Genomic DNA, 8,499 nt, shown 5'->3' with positions numbered 1-8,499 from the left:
CGTCGCCGCCCAGCGGGTTCGGCCCGCCCCACGTGCCGGCGCCGTCCACCACGGCGCGGACGGTGATCCGCCCGCCGTCCTCGCCGTGCACGGTCAGCGGCTCGCTGTCGCGGCCCGCGTCCACGACCCGGTCACGGCCGCGGCGGGCCACGCCGACCACCCGCGCGTTCACGCGGACGTGGTCGCCGAGAGCGTCGGCCAGCGGCGCGAGGTACCGCGCGACCCACTCCTCGCCGGTGGGGTGGGCGTCGGGGTCGGGCGCCCGCCACCCGGTGCGCTCCAGCAGGCGGCGCGCGGCCGGGTCGGCCAGCTCCGACCACCGCGAGAACAGGCGGACGTGACGCCAGCGCGCCACCGCGGCCCCCGCCCGCGGGCCGGCTTCCAGCACGACCGGCGTCATCCCGCGCTCCAGCAGGTGCGCCGCCGCCGCCAACCCGACCGGACCCGCGCCCACCACGACCACCGGCTCGTCCATCGGACACCCCATTCATCGACATAGCTCGATCTAACGAGCGAGAATGTATCGAACCCGGTCGATTGAGGCAACCATCGGTGTTTGTCGATACTCTTGGCTCATGACGACGACGCTCCCCGTGCCCGGCCTCGCGCCCGAGGACGCCACCACCTACGCCGAGTGGTTCGCCTGCCTGGCCGACCCGACCAGGGTGCGGCTGCTGCACACCGTCGCCACCCACCCCGGCGAGATGACCGTCGGCGCGCTCACCGAGGCCGTCGGCATCAGCCAGTCCACGTGCTCCCACCACCTGCGCAAGCTCGCCGACGTGGGGTTCGTCCGGCTGCGCAAGGAGGGCACCGCGACGCTCGTGTCGGTCAACCCGGCGTGCTGCACCGGCCTGCCGCACGCCGCCGACGCCGTCATGGGCACGATCGTCACCCGGCCGTGCTGCCCCGCGGACCTGCCCGCCGACGTCACCGTCCGCGCCCTGCGCGAGGACGACTGGGCCGACGTGCGCCGCGTCTACGCCGAGGGCATCGCCACCCGCAACGCCACGTTCGAGACCGAGGCGCCCAGCCGCCGCACGCTGGAGGCCAAGTGGCTGCCCGAGCACCGATGGGTCGCCGAGATCGACGGCCGGGTGGCCGGCTGGGCCGCCGCCACGCCCGTGTCCAACCGCGAGTGCTACTCCGGCGTCGCCGAGACCTCCGTCTACGTCGGCGACGGGTTCCGCGGCCGCGGCGTCGGCAAGGCGTTGCTCCACCGGCAGGTGACGGCGGCCGACGAGGGCGGCCTGTGGACGCTCCAGACCGCGATCTTCCCGGAGAACCGGGCCAGCATCGCCCTGCACCACTCGGCCGGCTTCCGCACGGTGGGCGTCCGCGAGCGCATCGCGCGGCACCACGGCGTGTGGCGCGACACCGTCATGCTCGAACGCCGCAGCCGGTCGGAGTCGGCGCCGACCTGCTGACCGGCCGCGGATGCCCCCGATCGAGGGGCGGCCCGACGTGCGGCGGCGGTCCGGCGGGGTGACACTGGGCGTGAAGGTCCGTCTACAAGGGACGGTCGCATGCCGTTGCGCGCCGAGTCCGGTTTCCCCGAGCTGATCCGGCCCGTGCTGGCCTCGTCCGGGGGCGTGCCCGACGGGACCGGGTGGGCGTTCGAGTTCAAGTGGGACGGTGTCCGCGCGATCACCTACGCGCGCGGCGGCCGGGTGCGGGCGATGACCCGCAACGACCTCGAGGTCGCCGCCACCTACCCGGAGGTCAGGGCGCTCACCGCGCTCCTGGGCGACCGCGACGCCGTGCTCGACGGGGAGATCGTCGCGCTGGGCGAGGGCAGGCAGCCCGACTTCGGCCGGCTGCAGTCCCGGATGCACGTCGCCCGCCCCGGCGCCGACCTGATCGCCCGCGTGCCCGTCGTGTACTACGTGTTCGACCTCCTGCACCTCGACGGCCGCTCGCTGCTCGGCGAGCCGTACTCGACGCGGCGGCACGAGCTCGCGGGCCTCGGGCTGGGCGGCCGGGCCGAGGTGCGGGTGCCGCCCTCGTTCCGCGACGTCGACGGCCGGGACGTGCTGGCGGTCGCCGAGGAGTACGGGCTGGAGGGCGTGGTCGCCAAGCGCGTCTCGTCCCGGTACGAGCCGGGTCGGCGGTCGCCGGCGTGGGTGAAGGTGCCGCTGGTGCGCACCCAGGAGGTGCTGATCGGCGGCTGGCGCCCCGGCGACGGGCGGCGCGCGGGCACGGTCGGGTCGCTGCTGCTCGGCGTGCTGACCGACGACGGGCTGCGGTACGTGGGCAAGGTCGGCACCGGCTTCACGCACGCGGCGCTGGTCGACCTCCAGGACCGGCTGGGCCCGCTGGCCGTGCCGAAGTCGCCGTTCGCGGGCCCCGTGCCGCTCGACCACGCCCGCCGCGCGCACTGGGTGCGGCCGGAACTGGTCGGCGAGGTCGAGTACCGCACGTGGACCGCGGACGGCCGGTTGCGGCACTCGTCGTGGCGCGGCCTGCGCCCCGACAAGGACCCCGGCGACGTGCGGATGCCACCGCCCGGGTGACCGCCGGTCAGCCCAGGTAGGAGCCGACGACCTTGGTGAACCGGGCGGGGTCGTCCAGCCACGGGAAGTGCCCGGCGCCCTCCTGCGTGACCAGGGTGGCGTCCCGCCACAGCGCGGCGAACTCCGCCACGACGGCCGGCGGCGCGCTCACGTCGACCGCGCCGGCGAGCACCAGGACCGGCCCGTCGAACGCGGCGAGGCCCGCCCTGGTCGCCTCCGGGTCGAACGCGCCGTCCGCGCCGAACGCGGCGGCCACCTGCGGGCGTCGCCGCTGCTCCATGTCCGAGTGGTGGGCGCGCGCCGCACCGTCCCACCGGCCGTAGGTGAGCGGCGCGATGCCCAGCCAGTCCTCGGGGGTGGCGCGTCCGGCCGTCACCGCCTCGAACGCCTCCCGCGCCGGGCCGAACCACGGCTCGGCCTCCCGCCGCAGGACGACCTCGCGCCGCGTCTCGCTGGTGGGGGTGATGCCGACGCCGATCACGCTCGGCGTCACCATGACGACCTTGCCCACCCGTTCCGGCCGGCGGGTCGCGTACGCCGCGGCGACGTTCGCGCCCGCGCTGTGCGCGAGCAGGTCCACCCGGTCGAGGCCGAGGTGGTCCCGCAGCGCCTCCACGTCGTCGGTCAGGCGGTCGCAGCGGCACGACGTGAGGTCGCGCGGCGTCTGCGAGCTGCCGGTGCCCCGGTAGTCGACCAGCACCAGCTGCCGGCGCCGCGACAGGCCGCCCAGGTCCCCGAGATAGGCGGAATCGAGCATCGGGCCGCCCGCCAGGCAGATCACCGGCCGCCCGTCCCCGACCACGTGGTAGGCGAGCCTGGTTCCGTCACGCGCTACGAGGTCCGGCACGAATGGATCATCGCAGCCGGGCGCCGCCTCCCACAATCGGCTTTGGCGCGTCGTGTCGGTGGCCGCCGTCGGCGTCCGCCACCGCCGGCCGGGGTACCGAGTTGGCCGTCACCACCGGGGCGCGCTCAGGCGCAGCAGGCCGAGCACGGTGGTCAGCCGGGGCAGCGCGGCGACGGGTTCGTGCACCCACGTCACGGGGCCGTCCGCGGTGACGCTCGGCGGCAGCGGCAGGTAGCGGCCGCCGTCGACCAGCCGCACGCGCGGCGGCAGCACGGGCACGGCCACGCCCGCGGTGTCCACCAGGAAGGCCCACCGGTCGACCGACAACGCCAACGCCGGCAGCACGGCGTCCACCCGCGCGCCGACGTGGGCGCTCACCACGAGCCCCGCGATGCCGTGCCCGGTGGGCAGGTGGATGTTGCCGTCGCACAGGACCAGCGGCCGGCGCCTGCCGATGGCGAGGGCGAGGCGTTCCACGGTCGCGCGCAGCTGGTCGGCGTAACGGGTGGCGGCACACGCGGCTGAGTCGTCCATCGATCCCCATCCTTCGCGGAAGTGCTCCACCACGGGGTTCGGCGCCGGGTGCCACGCCGGTTCGGCCACCCGGTCAGGTGACCGGCGCGCGGGACGGGGGAGCGCGGCTTAGCGTGGCGGCCGTGTCGGTGCGGTTCAGCGAGTCGATCATCACGGTGGTGCTGTTCGCGCTGCTGCTGCCGGTCGTGGTGCTGCCCTGGGTGCACCGGCAGTACCGGCGGTACGGGCGGCTGCGCGGGTGGTCGGCGGCGGTGGCGGCGGGCAGCGCGCTGTACGGGTGCGGGCTGATCGCGTTCACGCTGTTCCCGCTGCCGACCGTGACCGAGGGGTTCTGCCCGGACCGGTCGCCGCGCGACTACTGGCAGACGCGGCCGTTCGCGTCGCTGGACGACATCGCCGCCGCCGGGTTCTCGCCGACCAGCCCGGCGTTCCTCCAGGTGGCGCTGAACGTGGTGCTGTTCGTGCCGCTGGGTTTCCTGCTGCGCTACCGGTTCCGCCGTGGACTGGCGGCGACGACGGCGTTGGGGCTGTTCGTGTCGCTCGCCGTGGAGGTCACCCAGGGGACGGCGGCGTTCGGCCTCTACCCGTGCCCGTACCGGGTGGCCGACGTGGACGACCTGATGACGAACACGGCGGGCGCGGTGGTGGGCTGGCTGGTCGCGTGGCGGGTCGGCCGCGCGCTGCCGGCGGCCGTGCCCGAACCCGTCGCGGACACCGGGCCGCCCGGACTGCTCCGCCGCGGCCTGGCGTTCGCGGGCGACCTGCTCACCCTGTCGCTGGCCCAGATCGGCTGCCGGGTCGTCCTCGCGCTGATCGGCGCGGGCACCGGGACGACGTGGCTCACCGACCTCGCGCGGTCCGACTGGTTCGGGATCGTGCTGGGGATCGTGGCGCCGGTGGTGGCGACGGTCGTCGTGCCGTTGCTGCGCGCCGACCGCGCCACGCCGGGGCAGGCGGTGTTCCACATCGCCCCGGTCGACGCGCGCACCGGCGACGCGGCGTCCGCGCGGTCGGTGGTGGTGCGGTTCGCGGTGTGGTGGCTGCCGGTGCTGCTGCTGTTCTCCGCGGGGTGGGGCGGTGTCGTGCCGGTGGCGGCCGTCGTGGTCGGGCTGGCCGCGCGGGCGCGCCGTGATCGGCGCAGCGTCGTCGGTCTGGTGGCGGGCACCCGCACGGCCACGCGACAGGAACGCGTCGGCGCGAGGGTGGCATAGGACGCGTCGGCCCGACGACGGCGTAGGACCGCGTCAGTGCCCGGCGGTGTAGGACCGTGTCGGTGCGCCCGCGGTGTAGGACGGTGTCGGTGCGCCAGCGGTTCCGGACCGCGTCGGCGTGCCGATGGTGACACCGGGAGTCCTCGGTTACTCCGCGGTGACCCGGTGACTTCGAAGTGCCTTCTTCCGCGTGTGCGCGTGGTCGCTGATCATGCGTTTACACACTTGAGGAACCCAACGTGCCCAACGGAAACCGCCCGCGCGGCGCTGCCGGCACGCCCTCGAATCCCCGGAAGGAAGCCCGCTGACGTGTCCACGACACCGCAGAGCCCACCCGTCGACGGTGGCGTCACCCGCATGAGCGCCCGTGCCCGCGCACTGCTGTTCGTGCTGTGCGGCTCGATCTTCCTCGAAGGCGTCGACGTCTCGATGCTGGGCGTCGCGCTCCCCGCGATCCGCGCCGACCTCGGCATGGCGCCCGGCGAGCTCCAGTGGGTCGTCAGCGCCTACGTGCTCACCTACGGCGGCTTCATGCTGCTGGGCGGGCGCGCCGCCGACCTCCTCGGCCGCCGCCGCATGTTCGTCTTCTGGCTGGCCGTGTTCGTCGTGTTCTCCGGCCTCGGCGGCCTGGCGACCGACGGCTGGATGCTCATCGCGTCCCGCGCCGTGACCGGCCTCGCCGCCGCCTTCATGACGCCCGCCGGCCTGTCCCTGATCACCACCAGCTTCGCCGAAGGACCCGTGCGCAACCGCGCGCTGCTCTGGTACGCGGGCACGGCGGCGGGCGGGTTCTCGCTGGGCCTGGTCGTCGGCGGCCTGCTGACGGCCCTGGGCTGGCGGTGGGTGTTCTTCGCGCCCGTCATCCTCGCCGCGATCATCCTCGTGCTGGCGGTCAAGCTCATCGAGCGCGACGAGCCGCCGCGGCGCGTCCCCGGGCAGAAGTACGACGTGGTCGGCGCGATCACGGTGACCCTGGGCGCGGTCGGCGCGGTCTACACGATCGTGATGGCGCCCGAGGTTACGGTGGGGGAGACCGCGGTGACGGCGGCGGTCAGCGCCGCGCTGCTGGTGGCGTTCGTGGTCGTGGAACGGAGGTCGAGCGCGCCGCTGGTCCGGCTCGGCTTGTTCCGCGGCGCGAACCTCGTGCGCGCGAACCTCGCCACCGTCCTGTTCGCCGGGTCGTTCGTCGGGTTCCAGTTCACCACCGTGCTGTACCTGCAGGACCTGCGCGGCTGGACGGCGCTGGAGACGGGCGTCGCGCTGCTCGTCGTCGGCATCGACTCGATCCTCGCGCCGACGGTGACGCCGAAGCTGGTCGACCGGTTCGGCAACCACAAGGTCATGCTCGTCGGCCTGCTGCTCGCGGTCGTCGGCTACGCGCTGTTCCTCGGCATCCCCGCCGACGCGGGCTACTGGACTGGCGTGTGCCCGACCATGGTGCTGCTCGGCCTGGCGTTCACGCTGGTCTACGGCCCGCTCACGATCGTCGCCGTGGAAGGCGTCGCGGACGAGGAGCAGGGCCTCGCGGGCGGGGTCTGGAACACCTCGTTCCAGTTCGGCGGCGCGCTCGGGCTGGCCGGGGCGGCGTCGCTCAGCGCGGCGGCGGGCACCGGCGAGGGCGCGATGCTCACCGGCTTCCACCACGCGTACCTGCTGCCGGTGATCGCGACCGGGGTCGCGGTGCTGATCGTGGCGAGCGGGTTGGCGCGCCGGAAGGCGGCCGGGGCCCCGACCGCCGATCCCGCCGCGCAGGCGGTGAGCTGACGCGTCGGGCCGGTCACCCCACCAGGGGGCGTGGGGTGACCGGCCCGACGTTCGTCCACAGTGGTCGGACGGGCGCGGTCACAGCGGTGCGTTGCCGTGCTTGCGGCGTGGCGGCTCGGCCCGCTTGTCCCGCAGCACGGCGAGTCCGCGCGCGATCGCGGCACGCGTCTCCACCGGGTCGATCACGTCGTCCACCAGCCCGTGCTCGGCCGCGTGGTACGGGTGCATCAGCTCCGACCGGTAGTCCTCGACCAGCGCCGCCCGCAACCGCGCCGGGTCGTCCGACGCGGCCAGTTCCCGGCGGTGCAACAGGTTCACCGCGCCCTCCGGGCCCATCACCGCGATCTCGTTCGTCGGCCAGGCCAGCGACAGGTCCGTGCCGACCGAGCGGGAGTCCATCACGATGTACGCGCCGCCGTACGCCTTGCGCAGGATCACCTGTACCCGCGGCACGGTCGCCTCGCAGTACGCGTACAGCAGCTTCGCGCCGTGCCGGATCGCGCCGCCCAGCTCCTGCTCCGTGCCCGGCAGGAAACCGGGCACGTCCACCAGCGACACCAGCGGGATGCCGAACGCGTCGCAGAACCGCACGAACCGGGCCGCCTTCTGCGACGCGCTGATGTCCAGCACGCCCGCCAGCACGACCGGCTGGTTGCCGACCACGCCGACCACGTGGCCGTCGATCCGCGCCAACGCGCACACCACGTTCCGCGCCCAGTGCTCGTGCACTTCGAGGTAGTCCCCGTCGTCCACGACCTCGGCGAGCACGGACCGGATGTCGTAGGGCCGGTTCGGCTCCACCGGCACGATCTCCGCCAGCCGCGGCCGGTAGTCGGTCTCCGCCCCGCACGGGGGCAGCGCGGGCGGCGGCACGAGGTTGTTGTCCGGCAACAACGACAGCAGCTCGCGCACGCCTTCGAGGCAGGACTCCTCGTCGTCGTGGACGAACGACGCCACACCGGAACGCGACCCGTGCACGTCCGCGCCGCCGAGGTCGGCGTGGCTGACCCGCTCGCCGGTCACCTGCGCCACGATGTCCGGCCCGGTCAGGTACATCTGCGCGGTGTCGCGCACCATGAACGTGAAGTCGGCCAACGCGGGGGAGTAGGCCGCGCCGCCCGCCGACGGGCCCAGCACCACCGCGATCTGCGGGATCACGCCGGACGCGGCCACCTGGCGGCGGAAGATGCCGCCGTAGCCGTGCAGCGCCAGCACACCCTCCTGGATGCGGGCGCCGCCGCTGTCGTTCAGCGCGACGATGGGGGACCCGGTGGCCACCGCGAGGTCCATCACCTTCTGGATCTTCGCCGCGTGCTGCGCGCCGAGCGACCCGCCCGAGATGGTGAAGTCCTGCGCGTACACGAAGACGCGGCGGCCGTCCACGGTGCCCGAGCCCGCCACCACGCCGTCCGTGTGCGGCCCGCCCCCCGCGCCGCGCCGGTACAGGTCGACCTCGACGAACGACCCGACGTCCAGCAACAGGTCCAGCCGCTCTCGCGCGGTCCGCTTGCCCAGGCGGTGCTGCCGCTCCACCGCCTCCCGCCGCCCCGCGGCGATCCGCGAGCGCCGCCGGCCGTGCTCCTCGCGCAGCTCCGCCATGCTCGGCCCGGTCCGCTCGACCGCCGCGGCG

General features: G+C 74.6%; 8 protein-coding genes. 4 read left to right on the top strand and 4 right to left on the bottom strand.

The annotated features are described in order from the left end of the window. A partial coding sequence (locus tag ACFQ3T_RS31790; protein ID WP_380729009.1) for an FAD-dependent oxidoreductase occupies positions 1-475 on the bottom strand: 475 nt, incomplete at its 3' end. A gap of 100 nt (positions 476-575) precedes the next feature. Between ACFQ3T_RS31790 and ACFQ3T_RS31785 the strand changes: the two genes are divergently transcribed. Continuing rightward, complete coding sequence (locus tag ACFQ3T_RS31785; protein ID WP_380729007.1) at positions 576-1,427, top strand: helix-turn-helix domain-containing GNAT family N-acetyltransferase; 852 nt, start codon at positions 576-578, stop codon at positions 1,425-1,427. A 99-nt stretch (positions 1,428-1,526) separates the two neighbouring features. Next, entirely contained in the window at positions 1,527-2,513 is a 987-nt protein-coding gene (ligD, locus tag ACFQ3T_RS31780) for a non-homologous end-joining DNA ligase (RefSeq protein ID WP_380729005.1), read from the top strand. A gap of 7 nt (positions 2,514-2,520) precedes the next feature. Here the strand turns inward: ligD and ACFQ3T_RS31775 are convergent, their stop codons facing one another. Then, positions 2,521-3,360 (bottom strand): alpha/beta fold hydrolase, encoded by an 840-nt coding sequence (locus ACFQ3T_RS31775; RefSeq protein ID WP_380729003.1) that lies wholly within the window; start codon positions 3,358-3,360, stop codon positions 2,521-2,523. A gap of 108 nt (positions 3,361-3,468) precedes the next feature. After that, the gene (locus ACFQ3T_RS31770; RefSeq protein ID WP_380729001.1) at positions 3,469-3,894 is read right to left on the bottom strand and encodes a hypothetical protein; all 426 of its coding nucleotides are present in this window, start codon (positions 3,892-3,894) and stop codon (positions 3,469-3,471) included. A gap of 122 nt (positions 3,895-4,016) precedes the next feature. On the opposite strand from ACFQ3T_RS31770, the gene ACFQ3T_RS31765 reads away from it, so the two are divergent. Together ACFQ3T_RS31765 and ACFQ3T_RS31760 are read left to right on the top strand one after the other, a co-directional pair. Then, entirely contained in the window at positions 4,017-5,105 is a 1,089-nt protein-coding gene (locus ACFQ3T_RS31765) for a VanZ family protein (RefSeq protein WP_380728999.1), read from the top strand. 309 nt (positions 5,106-5,414) lie between these two features. Beyond that, positions 5,415-6,869, top strand: coding sequence for an MFS transporter (locus ACFQ3T_RS31760; RefSeq protein ID WP_380728997.1), 1,455 nt, complete (start codon positions 5,415-5,417; stop codon positions 6,867-6,869). Between the two features lie 78 nt (positions 6,870-6,947). Here ACFQ3T_RS31760 and ACFQ3T_RS31755 read toward each other — a convergent pair whose 3' ends face one another. Then, positions 6,948-8,468, bottom strand: a complete 1,521-nt coding sequence (locus tag ACFQ3T_RS31755) for an acyl-CoA carboxylase subunit beta (RefSeq protein ID WP_380729011.1) — start codon at positions 8,466-8,468, stop codon at positions 6,948-6,950. Between the last annotated feature and the right edge of the window lie 31 nt (positions 8,469-8,499).

The sequence above is a fragment of the Saccharothrix hoggarensis genome, assembly GCF_042678885.1.
In the GTDB taxonomy this organism is placed as follows: domain Bacteria; phylum Actinomycetota; class Actinomycetes; order Mycobacteriales; family Pseudonocardiaceae; genus Actinosynnema; species Actinosynnema hoggarensis.
This window is presented reverse-complemented; position numbering and strand designations above follow the sequence as displayed.

Excerpts from the sequence above, each read along its gene's own strand:
- ACFQ3T_RS31785 (WP_380729007.1), top strand. The coding sequence starts at position 576 with ATGACGACGACGCTCCCCGTGCCCGGCCTCGCGCCCGAGGACGCCACC.
- ligD (WP_380729005.1), top strand. The coding sequence starts at position 1,527 with ATGCCGTTGCGCGCCGAGTCCGGTTTCCCCGAGCTGATCCGGCCCGTG.
- ACFQ3T_RS31770 (WP_380729001.1), bottom strand. The coding sequence starts at position 3,894 with ATGGACGACTCAGCCGCGTGTGCCGCCACCCGTTACGCCGACCAGCTG.
- ACFQ3T_RS31755 (WP_380729011.1), bottom strand. The coding sequence starts at position 8,468 with ATGGCGGAGCTGCGCGAGGAGCACGGCCGGCGGCGCTCGCGGATCGCC.